Source organism: Rhodopila sp., from assembly GCF_035548235.1.
In the GTDB taxonomy this organism is placed as follows: domain Bacteria; phylum Pseudomonadota; class Alphaproteobacteria; order Acetobacterales; family Acetobacteraceae; genus Rhodopila.
The window spans coordinates 1-19,828 of record NZ_DASZTJ010000219.1 but is presented as its reverse complement, the minus strand read 5'-3'; the positions used below and the strand labels follow the sequence as shown (position 1 = coordinate 19,828).

The window sequence follows — 19,828 nt, the reverse complement described above, 5'->3', positions numbered from 1 at the left end:
GGGCAGGGCGGTTGTCCAGCAGCAGGCGCAGCAGTTCGGGACGGGCGTAGTGGCCGACCGAGTCCATCATCCGCTTGCGCTTGGTGATCAGGCCCATGTCGAGGTCGGCGAGCAGCAGGCCCTCGCCCTGGGTCAGCGGCGGCACGACATGGCTGCCTTCGGGCGAGATGATGGCGGTGAAGCAGCCGCCCGACAGCGCCTTGTGCATCGTCTCGTCGGCGATGGATCGCTTCTGCGCATCGGTCAGCCAGCCGGTGGCGTTGATGACGAAGCAACCGCTTTCCAGCGCGTGGTGGCGGATCGTCACCTCGATCTGTTCGGCGAAGACCGGCCCGACCAGGGAGCCGGGGAACTGGGCGATGTGGATCTCCTCGTGCTGCGCCATCAGGGCGTAGCGGGCGAGAGGGTTGTAGTGCTCCCAGCACGCCAGGGCGCCGATGCGTCCGACGGCCGTATCGACGACCGTCAGGCCGGAGCCGTCGCCCTGGCCCCAGATCATGCGCTCGTGGAAGGTCGGCGTGATCTTGCGGCGCCTCAGCTTCAGCGTGCCGTCGGCGTCGAACAGAAGCTGCGTGTTGTACAGCGAGCCGTGGTCGCGCTCGTTCACCCCGACCAGGGCGGCGATGCCGTGGCGGCGGCAGGCGGCGCCCAGGGCATCGGTGACCGGGCCGGGAACGACGACCGCGTTCTCATACAGGCGGATATGCTCCTTGCCGGTGGCGACCGGCGGGTAGACGAAGGAGAAGTACGGGTACCAGGGCACGAAGGTTTCAGGAAAAACCACCAGCTTCGCGCCCTGGCCCGCGGCGTCGGCGATCGCGTTCAGCACCTTGGCGACGGTGCCGCCCGCGGTTTCCAGGTCCGGCGAAAGCTGCGCGGCGGCCACCCGGATTTTGTCGTTGGACATCAGATGATCCTCCGCGCGGCCGGATCAGAGCGTCCAGGTATCGACGATGACGGCGTTGGCCTTCTTGTGGATCAGCGTCAGGTCCAGCACGTCCAGCGGGCTGATCGGCGTGATGCCCTCGATCAGCGAGGGTTCGCCGTGGCCGTACAGCATCTGCAGCGCGAACCGGCAGGCATAGACCTTGCCGCCTTCGTCCATGAAGCGCTTGAGCTGGTTGGCGAAGTTCTGCGCGCCGGGGAACGGCTCGTCGCCCAGCTTGGGGAAGCCGCGCTGGATGCCCAGGGTGACGCCGGGACCGTACAGCAGGATGGAGGTCTCGAAGCCTTTCCGCTGTAGGCGGATGGCCTGGAGGATGTTCACGAGGCCGATGGAGCCTTCGAAGGCGACGGTGTGGAAGGTGACGAGAGCCTTCTCGCCGGGTTCGGCCTTGACGTCGGGGAAGACCTTTTCCTCGTAGTCGACGAAGAAATCGCCCGTCTTATGAGCGGGGAGGTCGATCTTGGGCATATGCGTTCTCCTGGCGTGTTGGCGATGCGGTGTTCGCGGACGGGCAGGAGCAAGCGGCGTGCCAAATTGACTGTATAAATTCTGCCGGCAATATGCATTCAATATTGCATCAATATACAGTCAAATGATCGGATCAGTGCCTAACAAGCAATCACGATCGATAGGCAGAAGCCTACAATATCGCCATAATTAACGAAATCAGCACCGAATGTCGCGCCTGAAATTGTGATCTTCCCCATTCTGCTGAAAATTCCGTCAGAATTCATGCGGAATCCAGCTATGTCACCGCCAGGCGCCAAAATGACTGGACGAATCCATGCAACAATATACAGTCAATCCGTGCCCGAACCCGTGAGACGCCATGACCGACTGGACCCCCGACCTCTCCCAACGGGGCGCGCCGCGCTACCTCGCCATCGCCGATGCCATCGCCGCCGATATCGAGGCCGGGCGGCTTGCCCCGTCCGAACGCCTGCCGCCCCAGCGCGTGCTGGCCAGCGCCCTGGGCATGGACTTCACCACCGTCGCGCGCGGCTATGTGGAGGCGAAGCGCCGCGGCCTGATCGAATCGCGCGTCGGCCAGGGCACCTTCGTCAGCGGGTCGGTCCGCAGGCGCCACGCCGCCATGGCGCGCCATCCCGAGATCGTCGACCTGTCGATGAACCTGCCGCCCGAACCGGACGACCAGGACCTGCTGGACCGGATGCAGGATGGTTGGGATGCCGTCAGCCGCGACCTGGTCTCGCTGCTACGCTACCAGGGCTTCGGCGGCGTCGCGGCCGATAAGGCTGCGGCCTCCGCCTGGCTCAGCCGCCGCGGCCTGGTGCCGCAGCAGGACCGCGTGTTCATCACCCCCGGTGCCCACCCGGCGCTGAACGGCATCCTGGGCCTGCTGGCGAAGCCTGGCGATACGATCCTGTCCGAGGACGTCACCTATCCCGGCACCCGCTCCATCGCCGGGCAGCTTGGCCTGACGCTGCTGGGCCTGCCGATGGACGACGACGGCATCGTCCCGGACGCGTTCGCCGAGGCCTGTGCCCGGCACACCCCCAAGGCGCTCTACCTCAACCCTACGCTTCTGAACCCGACCACCCACACCATTCCGGAACGCCGTCGCCTTGCCCTGACGGAAGTCGCGCGCCGATTCGCCATGCCGATCATCGAGGACGACCCCTACGGCCTGTTGCCGCCCGAGGCCCCGGCCGCCTTCGCCGCCTTGGCCCCCGAACTGACCTGGCATGTCGCCGGCCTGGCGAAGTGTCTCGGCGCCGGCCTGCGCATCGCCTATGTGATCGCCCCCGACAACCGTTCGGGGTGGAGTTTCGCGGCCGCCTTGCGTGCCGCCACGGTGATGGCGTCACCGATCACCGCCGCGCTGGCCACGCGCTGGATCACCGACGGCACCGGCGACGCGCTGCTGGCCGCGGTCCGGCGGGCGTCGGTCGAACGCCAGGCCCTGGCCCGCGAGGCGCTGCGCGGCGCGACCTTCCGCGCCGACCCGTTCGGCTTCCATCTCTGGCTGAACTTGCCGGCACCCTGGACCCGGTCGGCGTTTGTCGGGCACATGCGCGACCGCGGGATCGGCGTGACGGCGAGCGACGCCTTCACCGTGACCGGCCCGCCACCGGAGGCGGTGCGCGTATGCCTGGGCGGTCCAGCCGGCTGGGACCAACTGCGCGAGGCGCTGGAGTTCATGGCGCACAGCCTGGCGGAATCCCCGTCGACGGCCTCCCACTTCCTGTGACGCCCCTGCCTGTGACGCCTTCTCTGTGACCCCTCGGCTGCGCGCCCTGTTTCGAGACCCCGCCGGCTCGCGGCGATCCTATGGTCCGCCGGGCAGCGGGCGATCGGCCTCGCCGCCGATCCCCGCCTCGCTCAACCCCCGGCGCAGCCGCGCGCGGTCGGACGGCCGAGCGAATCGGAACATGGTCATGAGCCAGTGGCCGATGGAACGCGGGGTGGGATTGTCCACACCGACCCAATGGGCGCGCGCCAGCTCGATGCAACGCGCGGCGACTGTCCGCGCCGCCTCGACCTGGCCGGCAAGCGCCAGGGCCGCCGCATGCCAGGCGACGATGGGAATCATCACCTCCTGCGCCCGCTCCGCCTCTTCCACCGCCCGCGCGGTCTCGCCCGCCATGAAGGCGATCATCGCCTGGTAGGCCCATTGCTGCCGCGTCGACGCGATCGTCACCCGCCGCACCTGGTCCGCGATGTCCGCTGCCAGCGTCAGCTTGCCCGCGAAGGCGTGGCACAGCGCCGCGGAGATCACTACCCAGGTGTCGTTGGGGTTGAGCTCCCGCGCGAGTTCCAGGTGGACCGAGGCGGTCTGGAACCGGCCGCTCAGTGTCAGGCACCAGCCCAACGTGAGCTGCGAGGTGGGGTCCAGCGGATCCAGTGCGACGGCCTGGGAGGCGAGTGACAGCGCCTGCCGCAACTGCGCCTCGGTCATCGTGCGGCCGGGATGGATCATGTGTGCCAGGTAGGTGATCTGCGCCAGGCCGCTATAGCCGCGCGCGAAATCGGGCGCCTGCTCGATCGCCGCCAGGAACATGCGCTGGCCGCTTTCCCAGTGCTGCTTGTCGAAGCGCAGCAGCACGGCCTGGCCGCGCAGCCACAGGTCATAGGCCGCCAGTGAGATGTCCGGCTGGTCGGCGATCCGGCGCAGCCGGGCGGCCGAGACCTCGACATTCAGCGCGACGGCGATGCGGCGGACGATATCCTGTTGCGCGTCGAACCAGTTGTCCAGCGTCAAGGTATAGCGGTTGCCCCAGAGATGCAGGCCTGTTTCCCGTTCGCGCAGCGTCAGCACCATGCTGATGACGTCGCCGGCGCGATACGCCGTGGCGGCGACGTCATACGCTTCGGCGGGCGCGACCCGTGATCCGTCCCGAGGGGGATCCCGAGGGAAATCCCGAAGGGGATCATCGGGCGGTCCGGTGACCACCGACCATTCGCGGAACCGGACCAGGCAGGCGAGCAGCTCATGGCGGAACCCGTCGACCAGGTGCTGGCTGTCCGGCGTGATGCCGTTCATCCCGAAGGGCTCGACCAGCAGCGCCATTCGGGTCCGCGGCGGCGTCCGGCCTTCGCCGGCCCCCTCGGCGGCGGAAGGCTCCGCGGGGGCGGCCGGCAGTGGTTCCTCCGGCTCCGGCCCGCCGTCGACGGTGTCGGGGACCGACAGGATCAGCCCCTGCTTGATCGCGGCGATCAGGGCGATCGTCTCCGGCGCCGGATCGGCGTCGTAGTCCTTCTCCAGCAGGGTATAGAGCGTGTTGTAGGCACGCTGCGCCGCCAGCGGATCGCCTGCCTCGGCGCTGAGGCGCATGAAGACGCGGCAGGCTTCTTCATGCGTGGGATCGAGGTTCAGGATCGCCTGCGCGGCGCGGCGCCGCCTGGCCCTGTCCTGGCCGGTGGTACGCAGGATCGTCTCCAGGCTGGCCAGCAATTGATCGTGGAAGCTCTGCCGTCGCGCCCTGGCCCAGATCGCGAAGGCCGGATCGACATCGTCGATGCCCCGCAGGAACGAATCGGAGATCAGCGGCTCGTCCACCAGTACCTGGTGGATGATGCCTTCGCGGGCCTCGGCGAGGATGGCGTTGGCGTCCACCGCTTCCATCGGGTCCAGCAGGATGACGCGCAGGCGATCGCGCAGCAGCCCCCGGCTGCCGGCGGCGCGCAGGGTCTCGTCGACCTGGTGCAGCTCCTGGCGCAGGGAGGTGCGGGCGCGGGCCTCGCTGACCTCGCTCCAGAGCAGGCCGGCGAGGCGTTCGCGCGTGTCCTGGTGCCCGGCCGTCACCGCCAGATAGGCAACCAGCGCCCGCGACTTGCGTTTCGCGAAGACAATCTCCCGCCCGCCCACGCTGATGCGCACCGATCCCAGCAGAGAGATCAGAAGGCCTCGTGAGTCTGGCGGAAAAGCGGTTGGTCCCGTCGCCGATATCATCGCGTCATGACGTGCCGGGTACAATATCCGGTTTTGCCGTCGCGGTGCATGCGGGGTCGGTCCGCTGCCGGTGTCCCATCGGGCGCGGCGCACCAGGACCCGTCGTCATTCGTCATACGCTCTACTCAACAATCCCAATTTAAGACGTCCGATTGACAATCGCTTGCGCCGCCTTGTTGGCGGATTATGTGCGCAGCGGGCCACATTACTTTGTTAGATATAACGGCAAAGTAGTGGCCGAGCAGTATCGTAAACGACGAAGTTGCAGCGAGACGCTTGAGGAATCACGGTGGGATCACGGCGTATACAGAAATTCCCGCATAGTTTGGAGCGCGGGACCGACAACATAGGGATGATCGGTGACGCAAACCGGGTTCATCGCCGCGATGGCGGCGAGGCTGGCATTCGCCGCCTATGATTCTCCCGAGGCGCCCGAGCCCGGCGAGACGGAGTGGTTCATTGTTTCCATCTGGGGCTCCAGCCCCGAGTTTGTCACCCTTTCGCGCACCTTCGTGCCGGTCCAGGGCGACGAGGCGCCGCCCGGTTTGCAGCCCCGCTGCACAAACCTGGGGATCCTGTTGAGCCGGGTCGCCGGCGTGGAAGAAGAAACCAGCGAATATTTGCTTTTGCGCAACCAGCCCGCCGATGTCCCCGTGGGCGGGGTCTTCCATCCCACCGAGGGCTTCGTCCGCCTGACGCTGCGGGGCGGCATGCCGAGTCTGACGGCGCACGGCCGCTTCGCCCAAGGGGCCATCCCCCAGGGAGCCATCCCCAGGGGGGGCCATCTCCCAGGGGGTCATCCCCCAAGGGGCCATCCCTCAGGGGGCCATCCCTCAGGGGGCCATGCCCGACCGGCTTGCCGCGCCGGAAGCCCGAGCGTGGCATCTTACGGCGAGCCGGCGGCCCTGGATCGGGGAGTTCACCTCCGTCGAACGTCCGATGACCCATGCGCCGGCCATAGGCAGCCGGCGCAACCGGTCCTCCGAGACGTGTCTGGTGCAGCCCCTTCTTCCGCCATCCCGTTCGGCCCCACCCCTCGCGGCACAGCCTCTCCTGGCGCCCGCCGCGTCCGCGCCGCATACTCGGCGGCGAAAGCGGACGGAGGGAAAACATGGCGTCACGACAGAAGCTTGAACACCGCGCCTTGGGCAAGGGCGGCCTGGCCGTTTCCGCGATCGGGCTGGGCTGCATGTCGCTTTCGGGCGTCTATGGCGCGGCCGACGACGCGGCGTCCGAGGACCTGATCCGCCATGCGATCGACCAGGGCGTCGACCACTTCGATTCCTCGGACATGTATGGCTGGGGCCATAACGAGCAACTGCTGGGGCGCGCGCTGAAAGGGCGGCGCGACCAGGTGGTGGTGGCGACCAAGTTCGGCCAGACCCAGCGGCCGGGCCAGTCCAACGGCGTCAACGGCCATCCCGACTACGTCCTGCAAGCCTGCGACGCCAGCCTCAAGCGGCTCGGCATCGACGTGATCGACCTCTATTACCAGCACCGGGTCGATCCCGACGTGCCGGTGGAGGAGACGGTCGGCGCCATGGCGCAGCTCGTGAAGCAGGGCAAGGTGCGCTTCCTGGGCTTGTCGGAGGCGGCGCCGGATCGGATCCGCCGCGCCCACGCGGTGCATCCGATCGCGGCCGTGCAGACCGAGTATTCGCTGCTGTACCGCGAGGAAGCCGAGGCGACCCGCAAGCTGACCACGGAGCTTGGCATCGGCTTCGTCGCCTATTCGCCGCTGGGGCGCGGGTTCCTGACCGGTGCGATCAAGACCTTCGCCGATGTCGACGGGCGGCGGTCGGCGCATCCGCGGTTCCAGGAGCAGAATTTCGACCGCAACCGTGCGCTGGTCGCCAAGATCGAGGAAATCGCCGCCGAGAAGGGCTGCACCCCGTCCCAGGTCACCCTGGCCTGGTTGCTGGCGCAGGGACCGGACGTGGTGGCGATCCCCGGCACGCGCTATCCCGCGCGGCTGGACGAGAACGTCGGTGCGCTGGCGGTGAAATTGGCGGCCGCCGACGTGGCCCGGATCTCCGCGGCCGTCCCGGCGGGGGCAGCGGCCGGGACGCGGTATCCCGCCGGCGGCATGGCGGGGGTGTTCATCTAGCGGGGGTTTCCGGCCTGCCCGGCCTGCCCCCGCCTGTCACGGCCGGCCTTGTACCGGCCGTCCGTGCCCGGCCGCGGAGGTTGCGCCAAAACCGTTGATGACAGGGTTGTCGTTGACCATGGGGCGTACGGGTCCTATCTGACCGGGACTCCCTGTCTTGCTCCTACCCCAGCCTGCATCCGCGGGTCTTTGGAAGGTTTTGATGTTAGGCTCCATCGCTCGCGCCATTCTTGGCTCATCCAACGAACGCGCCCTGAAGGGGTACCGGCGGCGCATCGCCGCCATCAATGCGTTGGAAGAGGATATGCGGCGCCTGCCGGACGACGCGCTGGCGAACCTGACCACCGAGTTCCGCAACCGCTATGCCCGCGGCGAGACCCTCGACGACCTCCTTCCCGAAGCCTTCGCCGCGGTGCGGGAGGCCGCTCGGCGGGTCCTGGGCCAGCGCCATTTCGACGTGCAGCTCGTCGGCGGGATGGTACTGCACGACGGCAAGATCGCCGAGATGAAGACCGGCGAGGGCAAGACCCTGGTCGCCACGCTGCCGGTCTACCTGAACGCGCTGACCGGCAAGGGCGTGCACGTCGTCACCGTCAACGACTACCTCGCCCGGCGCGACGGCGAATGGATGGGGCAGGTCTATCAGTTCCTGGGCCTGTCCGTCGGCGTCATCGTCCACGGCCAGGACGAGGAGACCAAGCGCGCCCAGTACGCCGCCGACATCACCTATGGCACGAACAACGAATTCGGCTTCGACTACCTGCGCGACAACATGAAGTTCCGGCTGGAGGACATGGTCCAGCGCGACTTCTATTTCGCCATCGTCGACGAGGTCGACAGCATCCTGATCGACGAAGCCCGCACGCCGCTGATCATCTCAGGCCCCGCCGAGGACAGCTCGGAGCTGTACAAGAGCGTCGACGTCGTCATCAAGGAGCTGGTCAAGGACAGCTCCACCTATGAAAAGGACGAGAAGTTCCGCACCGTGTTCCTGACCGAATCCGGCAGCGAGCAGGTGGAGGAGATGCTGAAGCAGGCCGGGTTGCTGACCGAGGGCAACCTGTACGACATCTTCAACGTCTCGGTCGTCCACCATGTGCAGCAGTCGCTGCGCGCCCACACGCTGTATGCGCGCGACGTCGATTATATCGTGCGTGACGACCAGGTGATCCTGATCGACGAGTTCACCGGCCGCATGATGCAGGGACGCCGCTTTTCGGAAGGACTGCACCAGGCGCTGGAAGCCAAGGAGCACGTGACCGTCCAGGCGGAAAACCAGACCCTGGCCTCCATTACCTTTCAGAACTATTTTCGCCTGTATCCGAAACTGGCCGGCATGACCGGCACGGCGATGACGGAAGCCGACGAGTTCGCCGAGATCTACAAGCTGGACGTTCTGGAGATCCCGACCAACGTCCCGGTCCAGCGCAAGGACGAGGATGACGAAGTCTACCGCACCGCGGCCGAGAAATACGAGGCGGTCGCGGCGCTGATCGAGGAGGCGCGCAAGGAGGGCCAGCCGGTGCTGGTCGGCACGACCTCGATCGAGAAGAGCGAGACCATCAGCAACCTGCTGAAGAAAAAGAAGATCCCTCACGCCGTGCTGAACGCCCGCTTCCACGAGCAGGAAGCCGAGATCGTCGCCCAGGCCGGCGCGCCGGGGGCCGTTACGATCGCAACCAACATGGCCGGCCGCGGCACCGACATCAAGCTGGGCGGCAACCTGGAGATGCGCCTGCGCAAGGAGCTGGCGAACATCCACGACGACGCCGAACGCGCGAAGCGCGAGGCGCAGATCAACGCCGAGATGGCCGCGGCGCACCAGAAGGTGAAGGACGCGGGCGGCCTGTTCGTGATCGGCACCGAACGCCACGAAAGCCGTCGCATCGACAACCAGTTGCGCGGCCGTTCGGGCCGCCAGGGCGACCCCGGCCGGTCCCGCTTCTTCCTGTCGCTGGAAGACGACCTGATGCGCATCTTCGGCTCCGACCGGATGGGCGGGATGCTGCAGCGCCTGGGCCTGAAGGAAGGCGAGGCCATCGTCCACCCCTGGATCAACCGCGCCCTGGAAAAGGCCCAGAAGAAGGTCGAGGCGCGCAACTTCGACACCCGCAAGAACGTCCTGAAATACGACGACGTGATGAATGCCCAGCGCAAGGAAGTCTATGCGCAGCGCAAGGAATACATGAAGGAGACGGACGTTTCGGAGACCGTTGCCGACATGCGTGCCGACGTGCTGGAGGCGATGGTCGCCCGCCGCGTGCCGGAGAAGGCGTTCTCGGAGCAATGGGAGCTGAAGGAGCTGGCGGACGACGCCGGCCGCGTCTTCAACCTGGCGCTGCCGATCGAGGACTGGGGCAAGGAAGAGGGCATCGACGAGACCGGCCTGCGCGAGCGGATCCAGAAGGCGGTCGACGAGATGATGGCGGCCAAGGCCGCCAACATGGGCCCCGAACTGATGCGGTTCATCGAGAAAAGCCTGCTGATCCAGACCCTCGATGCGGTGTGGAAGGAGCATCTCTACGCGCTCGATCACCTGCGCCAGGGCATCGGCCTGCGCGCCTATGGCCAGCGCGACCCGCTGAACGAATACAAGACCGAGGCCTTCATCCTGTTCAACACGCTGCTGGATGAGTTGAAGGAGCGGCTGACCTCATTGCTGTCGCGCGTCGAGTTGGCGCCCGAACGGCCGCTGGAGACGCCGGCGCCGGTGCGGATGATCGAGAGCCATGCCGAACCGGTGTCCGCCCTGGCCGACGTCGACGTGCTGGAGGCGCCGCCGATGAACGTGACGGCTCAGCCTTTGCGCACGCCGGTGATCGATCCGCGTGACGAGACGACATGGGCCTCGACGCCGCGCAACGCCCCGTGTCCCTGCGGGTCGGGGAAGAAGTTCAAGCATTGCCACGGCAAGATCGGCTGATCGCCGCTGCCCGAACCGTCACGGATCCGCGTGCGACGCAACCGGTTCAGTCGGGGCCGCCCCGCCCGTCGCCGGCAGCCTGGCGATCTCCCGCCGTCCAGATGAGGCAGCGGCTCGCAACGCCGTTGGATTGACGTAGCCTGCCGCCGCCTGGAATGCCGGTGACGGCAGGCCCGCACTTCCCTATGTCGTCGCCTCTCGCATTGCTGGCCGCGGCGAAACATGCTGCGCGGGAATGCGCCCGCGGCTGAGCGTCAGAGACAAGACCATCCCCACGACCAGCAGCGCGGAAGCGATACGAAAGGCCCAATCGAAACCACCGGTCACCTGGACGACATAGCCGGTCACGATCGGCGCGATCAGACCGCACGCGTTGCCGCCGAAGACCACGCAGCTCATTACCCGAGGTGCGTCGCGGGGATTCTCGGTCAAATCGTTCACCATCGTCAGGTTGAAGGCGCTGGCCGTGTTCGACGCCGTCACGACCACCGTTATGACCACCAGCAGCAAGGCCGTGTTCGTGATCATCGATGCGGTCAGCACAAGCAGTCCGAAAGCCATCATCGACACGACGTAATACCGGCGTCCCCCTGATCGGACCGCCGCCGGCGTCAGCAACTTGTCGCTGATCCGCGCAATCAACAATCCCAGCACCAGGGTGCCGAGATAAGGGATTGACGTGAACAGCCCCGTATCGAACACCGACAAATGCAGGGTCTTCTGCAGGTAGGTCGGCATCCAGGTCAGGAACAGATAACCCAGATAGACGATCGTCGCCTGGCTCAGCACCAACCCCCAGATCGTGGGAATGGAGAGGATGTGGAACAAGGAGGACTGTGCCGTATCCGCATCGATATCCTCGATGTCGCGGCCGTGACGTTCCGCCAGGATCTTCGCCCGTTCCCCGGCCGGAAGCCATGAAACGCGCTCCGGCGGACCGAACCAGACCACCCATGCTGCCAGCCAGATGAGGCCAAGTATTCCCAGGCAAATGAAGGCGGGACGCCAACCGAACTGGCTGACCAGCCACGCAACGAACACGGCGCCGACTGCCGGGCCTGCGACCGCGCCGCTGTTGAACAGGGTCGTGATCTGGCCGCGCTCGCCCTCTGGTATCCAATCTCGGATCACGCGAGCGCCTGCTGGGTAGCTGGTGGCTTCCCCGGCCCCCATGCACAGGCGACAGCCCAGGATGCTGCCCAGGTTCCACGTCAGGCCGGTCAGGGCGGTTGCCAGCGACCAAAGCGCCAGCCCGGCCCCCATGATCGTCTTGGAGCCGATCCTGTCCACGATCAGACCAATCGGGATCAGACAGATGACATAGGTCCACAGGAACGACGAAAACAAATAGCCCATTGCCACGGGCGAAAGCCCGAATTCAGCCGCGATCGGCTTGGCCGCGACCGAAAGCGCGACGCGGTCCATGTAGTTGATGACGACGACGGAAAATATAAGCAGCGCGACCCACCCGCGGCGATAACTCATCCCGTGTTTCCTTCCCGGTTCGCTATCAAAGCCTCCTTTGGCCTTTGGGGAGGCCGGAGGAAGGGCATCATGCCCCGCGTGCCCTCAATTGCCTATACGCGGGTCTGTCAGGGTTCGCCCCGCGGCCCCTGGTCTGGGCTTTACCGGCTTCGGTGCCGCGCCTCGGCCAATCCCCAGCCGAGCAGCAGGAACAGCCATCCGCCCATCGGCATGCTGGTGAAGGCCGAGGTGGACTGGATCGGCCATACCTGCGCGCAGACCACTGCGAAGAGCCCGGCCCGCAGCGGGTCTGAATCGCGGCCCAGCCCGCGGGCCAGCGGCACCAGCCAGGCGATGCCCATGGCGCTGAACAGCAGCAGGCCGATGAACCCGCCGTCATCCAGTGCCTGAAGGTAGTGGTTGTGCGGGTGGTGCCAGCAGATCTTCGCGCCGCCCCCGTCCGGCTGGCTGCCGTCGAAGGTCGGGCGGAAATATTGGGGACGCTGGCAGCCGGTCTCGAAGCCGTCGAACCCCATGCCGGTCACCGGGTTCCGGATACCGACCTCCCAGGCCCTGGCGTAGAGCTGCCCGTACGGCGACACGGCGAAGTGCTCGAGCTGGTTGGAGAACTTGTCCACCAGCCGGTAATAGGCATTGGGCGCCAGGACCGGCGAGGCGGCCAGCATCAGGCCCCCGACGACCGCGGCGGTCAGCACCACCGGCCGCAGCCGCCGCATCAGGCAGGCGACGATGACGAAAGCGAAGACCGTCAGCACCAGCGGCATGCGCTGGCCGATCATCACCATCAGCACGAGGCTCGCCGCCAGCAGCGCATAGGCGCCGACGGCGGGGCGCAGGCCCTTGCGGCTCAGCAGGGCGGCAACCGGCGGCACGACCGCGGGCGGGATGATCAAGGCCATCGGCGGACCTGCGCGAGGCTTGCCGAACGGGCCGGTCAGCACCCCCTCGGGGCCGGGCGGCCAGCCGATCAGGTTCCAGCCGATGGCGTATTGTACCACGCTGTTCAGCGCGATCCAGGCCACCGACGCGGCGATCAGCCCATACATCCAGCGCCGGGCCGGCCGGGAGCGCAGGACGAGGAACTCCATCGCCGCCACGAACACCAGGAACCGCACCGTCGTCACCGCTTGGACCAGGGAGCGCAAACCCCCTTCGCCCAGGTGGAGCGCGGGGATCGGGAGGGAACAGACGACGAGCCAGATCCACCAGGCCGCCGAGAACCAGAGCCAGCGGGCCTTCAGCCAGTCCCAGTCCCGCAGCAGCGCGGAACGGAGCAGGAAGCAGACATCCGCGATCGCGATGGCGACCTCGGCGATCCCATGCGCGTGCATCAGCAGCAGCGGCACTAGCAGGACGCAAACCAGCGCGGTCTGCTCCAGTCTGGGAATGAAACGAGTCCCGGTCGCGGCGATCATGGGCGGGGGTCATGCCAGCGGCCCACCTGCCTGACAAGGGTCGAGGGCGGCTGCCCGGGGTTGCTCGCTGCGACCGCTTGCCTCAACAGATCGTGCTTGCCAGCGCGTGCCCATCTCCGCATGACTGCCGCCATGGCTCCCGTTTTCGATCCCCAGGCCACCTGGCCGCTGCTGCGCCGTCTCTGGCGGGAGCAGGTGTCCCGCCACAAAGGCCGCGTCATCCTGGTGCTGGCGCTCAGCGGCGCCATGGCCGGCGCGACGGCGCTGTACCCGCTGGTGCTGCAATACGCCGGGAACCTGTACTCCAAGCAGGACTACCAGCTTGCCTACCAGATTCCGGTCCTGATCATCCTGGTCACGCTGCTGAAGGCGCTGACCTGGTATTTCCAGGCGACCCAGTCGCAGCAACTGGTCCTGCTGGTGATCCGCGGGATGCAGGAACGGATGTTCCGCCACCTGACCCGCACCGACCTGGCGCGGGTGGAGCGGGAGGCGCCGGCCCAGCTTGCCACCCGCTTCACCAGCGACGCCACCGCGATCGGCACCGCGCTGGGGCGTGTGGTCAACGGGGTCGCGGACGTGGTGACGGTGGTCGGACTGGTCGCCTCCATGATCTATATGGACTGGCTGCTCTCGGTGATCGCGGCGGTGCTGTATCCGGTGGCCGCCGTGCCGATCCAGAAGATCGGCAAGCGGGTGCGCAAGGCGTCTGGCGGCATGCAGGAGACGATGGGCGAGACCGCCGCGATCCTGAACGAAAGCTTCGCCCAGGCCCGCGTCGTCCGCGCCTATCGGCTGGAGGACGTCGAGACCGGCCGCGCCGACCGCGCCTTCGACAAGCTGTACCGCACCCTGCTGACCATCACGCGCAGCCGGGCAAGGGTGGATCCGGTGCTGGAGGTGCTGGGCGGGGTCGCGGTGGCGGGGGTCATCGCCTTCGAGGCGTGGCGGGCCAGCGTTTCCACCCACACGCTGGGCGATTTCGGCGCCTTCGTGGGGGCGCTGCTGCTGGCGGCGCGTCCGCTGCGTGCGCTGGGGTCGCTCAACGCGGCGCTGCAGGAGGGGCTGGCCGGCCTGTCGCGCGTGTTCGCGGTGATCGACGAGCAGCCCAAGGTGGTGGAGCGGCCCGGCGCGACGCCGCTGCCGGCCGGCCACGGGCATGTGGTGTTCGACCAGGTCGGCTTCGTCTACCCCGATGGCCGCGTCGGCCTCGAAAGCCTGAGCTTCGAGGCTCGGCCGGGTCAGACCGTGGCGCTGGTAGGTCCATCAGGGGGCGGCAAGTCGACGGCCCTGGCGCTGATCCCGCGCCTGCACGACGTCACGACCGGGGCGGTGACGATCGACGGCGCGGACCTGCGCAGCGTCACGCTGGCGAGCCTGCGCGACGCGATCGCCTATGTCGGGCAGGACGCGCTGCTGTTCGATGACACGGTGGCGGCGAATATCGGCATGGGCCACCCCGGCGCCGACCAGGCGGCGATCGAGGCGGCGGCCGAGGCGGCCTATGCCGCCGGGTTCATCCGCGAACTGCCCGAGGGCTACCAGACCCGCGTCGGTCCCGGCGGCCAGCGGCTCTCCGGCGGCCAGCGCCAGCGCGTCGCCCTGGCGCGTGCCTTGCTGCGCGATCCCAGGGTGCTGCTGCTGGACGAGGCGACCAGCGCGCTGGACGCCGAGTCCGAGGCCGCGGTGCAGGCCGCGCTGGCCCGGCTGCGGGCAGGGCGGACGACGATCATGATCGCGCACCGGCTGTCGACGGTGCGGGACGCCGATGTCGTGGTGGCGCTGCAGGCCGGGCGCGCGGTGGAGATCGGCACGCATGCCGACCTCATGGCGCAGGACGGGCTATACGCGCGGCTGGTGCGGACGCAGGCCTTCGCGGTGGCGGCTTGACGCATGATGACTTCGCTATCGCTCAGTCACCATGCTTCAGGTTCCTGTTTGAACGCGCGATTCAGACCTGCGGCGATTCCGCCTTCGGTCATCGCGCTCGAGGCCTGTTCCGACGGTCAGTGGACCGCGTCCCCGCAGATTTGCGTCCGCCGCATGATCCGACGGAACGGGCCCGCGTCGTGGACCGCCAGATGCTTGGTGCAGCGGTTGTCCCAGAACGCGATCGACCCGTTCGACCAGCGGAAGCGGCAGGTGAACTCCGGCCGGTTCCCGTGTTCCATCAGGTAGTCCAGCAGCGGCTTGCTTTCCGCCTCGGTCCAGCCCTCGAAACCGACCGTGTAGGAACGGTTGACGAACAGCAGCTTGCGGCCGGTTTCCGGATGGGTGCGCACCACGGGGTGGACGCTGATCGTTTCGCGCCAGTCGGCGTCCTCCCGCACCTTGGTTGACCGGTGCGCGTTCATCCCGGCCTGGGGGCCGGCGACCATCCGGTCGGTATGCACCGCCTTCAGTCCTTCGAGCGTGCGCTTCAGGCCGGGCGACAGGGTCTCATAGGCGAGATACTGGTTGGCGAACAGCGTATCCCCGCCATAGGGCGGCACGTCGATGGCATAGAGGATGGCGCCCATCGGCGGCTCCGCCACCATGGTGGTGTCGGTGTGCCAATCCTCGCCCACGATCTTCTTGTCGCCGGGTTCGCGGCGGATATCGACGATCTCGGGATCGGCGCTGACGCCGTTGTAGTTGGGGTGGATGAAGATCTCCCCGAAGCGGCGGGTGAAGGCCTTGTGCCGGTCAACGTCGAGCGTCTGGTCGCGGAAGAAGATCACGCCGTGATCCAGCAATGCCTGGCGGATCTGGCGGATCACGCTGTCGTCGAGGTCCTGCGCGACATCGACGCCACCGATCTCGGCCCCGAGCGCGCCGGCGATCGGCATGACTTCTATTTGGCTGTTTCGCATCGGCTTTTCCTCCTTGCCGGACGTTGGCCGCTGCTGGCGGACGGGTCAAGCGGAAGGGGGCTATATACGATACGTTGAAGTAACGAATAATCCGCAAAGCAGGATGGGGTGCTCCGTCATGATCCGCTGCCGACGCTTGGATGGCCGGGAGTAGCTTGGCCATGGCGCGAAGGGCCGAGGTCGATCTCGTCCAGTATTATTGATAAACATCACAAAGGCGGCGCGGGCGAACGTTTCCATTCCGATGCCGGTTTTTGCGCCTCTATCCGAGGAATGGTCGATCTCGTAACGGGTTCGTGAAGGCTTGTGCGGCCGAATTCGTTGCCGGTCTGACGGTCGGGACATGGGTTGCATGCAAACGCCCGCTTCCGGAACGGTATGATTCGTGTCGGGGCGGCGGATGGTGCAAAACAACACTTGACGGCGGCCCGGTCAGCGTGATTTCACTTGGTTATATAAATAATTCCGAGGGCGGACCAATGGCCATCGCGAAGCCAGCTTCGAAGTCCGACAAGAAAGCGGACGCGAAATCCGACGGTAAAGACAAGAAGAAAGGCGGACAAGACGCCATCATGCCGGTCGCCGACATGCGTGCCGTGCTGGCAATCGCGCGGCAGGGCGGCAACGCGACGGTGGCGTTCGCGCAGGACACGGACCATGAAGGCGTGATCCTGATGGATCGCCGCATCCGGCCGAAAAAGCTGCTGAAGGAACTGAAGGACAAGGCAGGCAAGGCCAGCATGCGCCTCGATGCGGGGGCGATGCGATTTGGCCGGATCCAGATCGGCGGATCGGGCCATGTCACCTTCGTAGTCAATCGCGACACGTCGCCCAACATGCGGCCGAAGCTGTTGGAGCATCTGAAACAGATCGGCTACAGCCACCTGCAGATCATGGTCGACCTCTCGCTGGAGGATGAGCCGGAGGATGAGGTCGGCGGTGAGGAAGGCGAGGCCCAAGGTGGTCAGCCGGCCGGCGGACCTGCGGACGGCCAGGCGTCGCAGCCTGCCGGCCCGAGCGCGGCCCAGCCCGCGGCAGAGGGGGGTGCTCAGCCGGCAGCGGCCGGTGCGGCCCAACCAGCGGCAGGCGGCGCCGCTCAGCCGGCAGCGGCCGGTGCGACCCAATCCGCGGCGGGGGGAACTCAGCCCGCCGGTGGCGCGGCGCAGCCTGCGGCGGCGGGGGCGGCCCAGCCCGCGGCGGGAGCGGCGCAGCCTGCGGCGGCAGGTGGTGCATCACAGCCGACCGCGCCTGCCGACCCTCGTGTCGCGGCCGAAATCACCGCGCTGACGAACACGCTGAACCAGTTGGCGCAGCAGATGCGTCTCGCGATCACCGCCAACCCGGTGCAGGAACGGTTCCTGAAGCCGGTCGCGCTGAAGGCCGCGCAGGCGCTGAAGGCCGGCGACGTCCGGACCGCGCGCGAAAGCATCGCATCGCTGACGGAACTTGTCGGCAAGCAGGGGGCCGCGCCATCGTCCGGCGCGGCGGCTGCCAATGGCGGCGCCGCGTCCCGTGGCGAGCCTGCATCCCAAAAGACCATTGCCAATGCTCGCGTCGCCTGGATCGCCACGCGGCAGAAGATCGAGACAGACCTCGACAAGCTGCACACCGCATTCGCCAGCGCGTTCAAGGGTCATCATATGGAAAACGACCTCACCGCCGTGTTCCGGCAGCGGGTCGACAGCGTGCTGGACACGCTTGACGATAACCTGGCGCATACGCTGAATGATTTGAACAACGCGAGCGATCCGGCGAACCGCGCGAAGCTGGTCGACAACGCCCATGACCTGATCGCGGGCTATATGCGTCATATCGACCAGGACGATACGATCAAGGAGCTGGACCAGAACCCGTTCGTAAAACTATCGATCCGTCAAACGATCGAAACGACGTTGGGTACGTTGTCCCGCGCGATCCGTTGACGAAGGGGAGCTTCGTCCGCTGGTATAGGGATGATTGTATAGACGCGGCACCACGTCCCGGTCGGACCGACCTCCACGGCCAGGTCGTGGATAGCCGGCGACAGCATCCTTGCTTTGCACCGGCCCCGCGGTCAGGTCGCCTCGGGCATGCGTCGCCGGCCTTGAGGCACCTGCACCATCGCGGCAGCCGACATCGTCGGTCCGGCTCCGGCCGGACCCGGTTGTACCCCGAATGCCGGCCCCGTGTGAAATCGAGGTGACAATCGCGCGGCAAAAAGGCAAGCTGTCGGCGTGAACGTTCTGGCGCCTCCCAAGTCCCGGCTGCTGATCGAGGTCGTGCACGACCTGGTCTGCCCGTGGTGCTACCTGGGGGTCCGCCGGCTGATGCGCACGCTGCGCCGGCGGCCGGATATCGGCTTCGACCTCGTCTGGCGCCCGTTCCTGCTGAACCCCGACATGCCGCGATCCGGCATGTCCCGCCCCGACTATGTCGTCCGCAAATTCGGCGGGGAAGACCGCGCGCGGCGGCTCTACGCCACGATCTCGGAGGTCGGGCGCGCCGAGGGGCTGGCGTTCCGGTTCGATCGGATCCGCCGCACGCCGTCCTCGGTCGATGCCCATCGGCTGGTGCGTTTCGCCGCCGGTTACGGCTGCGCGACCGACGTGGTGGAGGCGCTGTTCGCCGCGCATTTCAGCGACGGGCACGATATCGGCGATCACGGGGTGCTGACGGAGGTCGCCGCGGCCTGCGGGATGGAGGCGCAGGAGGTCCGGCGTTTCCTGGCTTCCGACCGGGAAACCGAGGCCGTGCATACCGAGAATCTGCGGGCGCATCGGCTGGGGATCAACGGCGTGCCCTGCTTCGTCATCGACGGCGCGCACGCCATCGCCGGCGCGCAGGAGCCCGAGGTGATCGAGCGCCTGCTCGACATCGCCGCGGTGGACCTCGCGCGGTTCTAGGACCCGCTTCGGGGCGTGCTTCTGGACGAACCGGCGCCCCCTGCCTACGATCGGGCCAGTCAGCAACATCGGAAACGCCAGAATGTCGCCAGAAATCGTCGCCCAGCTTGCTCCGCACGGCGTGCTCCGCGCGGGTATCAACATGTCCAATTTCCTGCTGGTGACGGGCCGCACGCCGTCCGGGGACCCGCAGGGCGTGTCTCCCTCGATGGCCGCGGCGATCGCCGCGAAGCTGGGCGTGCCGGTCAAATACGTGCCGTTCCCGAAGCCGGGTGAACTGGCGGACCAGGCAGGGAAGGACGTGTGGGACATCGGGCTGATCGGCGCCGAACCCGCGCGCGCCGAGAAGATCGCCTTCACCGCCGCCTATGCCGAGATCGAGGCAACCTATCTGGTGCCCGCCGGCTCGCCGCTGAAGACGATCGCCGATGTGGACAAGCCGGGGGTGAAGATCGCGGTGACGGCGCGGTCGGCGTATGATCTTTGGCTGGAACGGAACATCAAGCACGCCACGCTGGTGCGGACCGACAGCCTGGATTCGGCGTTCGATCGTTTCTTGACCGAGAAAATGGACGCGCTGGCCGGCTTGCGGCCGCGCCTGCTGACGGACGTCACCAAGGCGCCGGGGGCCGTGATCCTGGACGGCCAGTTCACCGCCGTGCAGCAGGCGGTCGGCACGGCGAAGGCAAACACGGTGGCGGCCGCGTGGCTGCATGACTTCGTCGAGGAGGCGAAGGCCTCGGGCCTGGTGGCGAAGTTCATCGAACAGCACAAGGTGAAGGGGCTGTCGGTCGCGCCTCCGGG

13 protein-coding genes are annotated in these 19,828 nt (G+C 67.1%); 7 read left to right on the top strand and 6 right to left on the bottom strand.

The features are described 5' to 3' along the window. On the bottom strand, window positions 1-907 hold a 907-nt coding region (locus VHB27_RS18385), incomplete at its 3' end, for a Nit6803 family nitrilase (RefSeq protein ID WP_325603199.1). 24 nt (window positions 908-931) lie between these two features. Further along, window positions 932-1,414 carry an MSMEG_0572/Sll0783 family nitrogen starvation response protein gene (locus tag VHB27_RS18380; protein WP_325603197.1) on the bottom strand — a complete coding sequence of 161 codons (483 nt, stop codon included), beginning with the start codon at window positions 1,412-1,414 and terminating at the stop codon, window positions 932-934. 361 nt (window positions 1,415-1,775) lie between these two features. Here VHB27_RS18380 and VHB27_RS18375 point away from each other — a divergent pair, with 361 nt between their 5' ends. Continuing rightward, window positions 1,776-3,158, top strand: coding sequence for a PLP-dependent aminotransferase family protein (locus VHB27_RS18375; RefSeq protein ID WP_325603195.1), 1,383 nt, complete (start codon window positions 1,776-1,778; stop codon window positions 3,156-3,158). A gap of 78 nt (window positions 3,159-3,236) precedes the next feature. Here VHB27_RS18375 and VHB27_RS18370 read toward each other — a convergent pair whose 3' ends face one another. Further along, the gene (locus VHB27_RS18370; RefSeq protein WP_325603193.1) at window positions 3,237-5,288 is read right to left on the bottom strand and encodes a BTAD domain-containing putative transcriptional regulator; all 2,052 of its coding nucleotides are present in this window, start codon (window positions 5,286-5,288) and stop codon (window positions 3,237-3,239) included. 1,183 nt (window positions 5,289-6,471) lie between these two features. On the opposite strand from VHB27_RS18370, the gene VHB27_RS18365 reads away from it, so the two are divergent. Then, complete coding sequence (locus tag VHB27_RS18365; RefSeq protein WP_325603191.1) at window positions 6,472-7,467, top strand: aldo/keto reductase; 996 nt, start codon at window positions 6,472-6,474, stop codon at window positions 7,465-7,467. A gap of 202 nt (window positions 7,468-7,669) precedes the next feature. Next, on the top strand, window positions 7,670-10,390 hold the full coding sequence (gene secA, locus VHB27_RS18360; protein ID WP_325603188.1) for a preprotein translocase subunit SecA: 2,721 nt from the start codon (window positions 7,670-7,672) through the stop codon (window positions 10,388-10,390). 183 nt (window positions 10,391-10,573) lie between these two features. On the opposite strand, the gene VHB27_RS18355 is transcribed toward secA, so the two are convergent. Beyond that, entirely contained in the window at window positions 10,574-11,875 is a 1,302-nt protein-coding gene (locus VHB27_RS18355) for an MFS transporter (protein ID WP_325603186.1), read from the bottom strand. Window positions 11,876-12,015: 140 nt separating this feature from the next. Beyond that, window positions 12,016-13,290: an O-antigen ligase family protein gene (locus tag VHB27_RS18350; RefSeq protein ID WP_325603184.1), complete on the bottom strand. Its 1,275-nt coding sequence runs from the start codon at window positions 13,288-13,290 to the stop codon at window positions 12,016-12,018. A 132-nt stretch (window positions 13,291-13,422) separates the two neighbouring features. Here VHB27_RS18350 and VHB27_RS18345 point away from each other — a divergent pair, with 132 nt between their 5' ends. Then, window positions 13,423-15,180: an ABC transporter ATP-binding protein gene (locus VHB27_RS18345; RefSeq protein ID WP_325603183.1), complete on the top strand. Its 1,758-nt coding sequence runs from the start codon at window positions 13,423-13,425 to the stop codon at window positions 15,178-15,180. A gap of 116 nt (window positions 15,181-15,296) precedes the next feature. Here VHB27_RS18345 and VHB27_RS18340 read toward each other — a convergent pair whose 3' ends face one another. After that, window positions 15,297-16,142, bottom strand: a complete 846-nt coding sequence (locus tag VHB27_RS18340; RefSeq protein ID WP_325603181.1) for a TauD/TfdA dioxygenase family protein — start codon at window positions 16,140-16,142, stop codon at window positions 15,297-15,299. A 479-nt stretch (window positions 16,143-16,621) separates the two neighbouring features. On the opposite strand from VHB27_RS18340, the gene VHB27_RS18335 reads away from it, so the two are divergent. From VHB27_RS18335 to VHB27_RS18325, 3 genes are all read left to right on the top strand, one after another. After that, window positions 16,622-18,064, top strand: coding sequence for a hypothetical protein (locus tag VHB27_RS18335; protein ID WP_325603179.1), 1,443 nt, complete (start codon window positions 16,622-16,624; stop codon window positions 18,062-18,064). 291 nt (window positions 18,065-18,355) lie between these two features. Continuing rightward, window positions 18,356-19,024 carry a DsbA family oxidoreductase gene (locus VHB27_RS18330; protein ID WP_325603177.1) on the top strand — a complete coding sequence of 223 codons (669 nt, stop codon included), beginning with the start codon at window positions 18,356-18,358 and terminating at the stop codon, window positions 19,022-19,024. Between the two features lie 82 nt (window positions 19,025-19,106). Continuing rightward, window positions 19,107-19,828 (top strand): transporter substrate-binding domain-containing protein (locus tag VHB27_RS18325; protein ID WP_325603175.1); only part of this gene is annotated, 722 nt, incomplete at its 3' end.